The sequence below is a fragment of the Agrobacterium sp. 22-221-1 genome (assembly GCF_053522445.1).
This window is the reverse complement of the sequence record NZ_JBNWCL010000051.1, coordinates 1-598: the sequence shown is the minus strand read 5'-3', so window position 1 is coordinate 598 and position 598 is coordinate 1. Positions and strand designations below refer to the sequence as shown.

The window sequence follows — 598 nt, the reverse complement described above, 5'->3', positions numbered from 1 at the left end:
GCCGTTCATGAACTCGGTGGTGCTGTCGCTCGGCTCGACGATCATCGCGCTGATCATCGCCATTCCCGCCGCCTGGGCCATGGCGTTCTCGCCGACCAAGCGCACCAAGGACATTTTGATGTGGATGCTCTCCACCAAGATGATGCCGGCCGTCGCCGTGCTGGTGCCGATCTATCTGATCTTCCGCAATGCCGGCCTGCTCGATACCCGCATTGGGCTCACCATCATGCTCACCTTCATCAACCTGCCGATCGTCATCTGGATGCTCTACACTTACTTTCGGGAAATCCCCGGCGAGATCCTCGAAGCCGCCCGCATGGATGGTGCATCCTTGTGGAACGAGATCGTCCATGTGCTGACACCGATGGCGGTGCCGGGCATTGCATCGACGCTGCTTTTGAACGTCATCCTCGCCTGGAACGAAGCCTTCTGGACCATCCGGCTGACGACCACCAATGCAGCCCCGCTGACGGCCTTCATCGCGTCCTTCTCAAGCCCACAGGGGCTGTTCTGGGCAAAACTCTCGGCCGCCTCGATGATGGCGATCGCCCCCATTCTCGTCATCGGCTGGTTCTCGCAGAAACAACTCGTGCGTGGC

1 protein-coding gene is annotated in these 598 nt (G+C 60.2%); it reads left to right on the top strand.

Annotated elements, in window-relative coordinates; genetic code table 11:
* On the top strand, positions 1–598 hold a 598-nt coding region (locus ACQZ5N_RS26395; protein WP_448734573.1), incomplete at both ends, for a carbohydrate ABC transporter permease.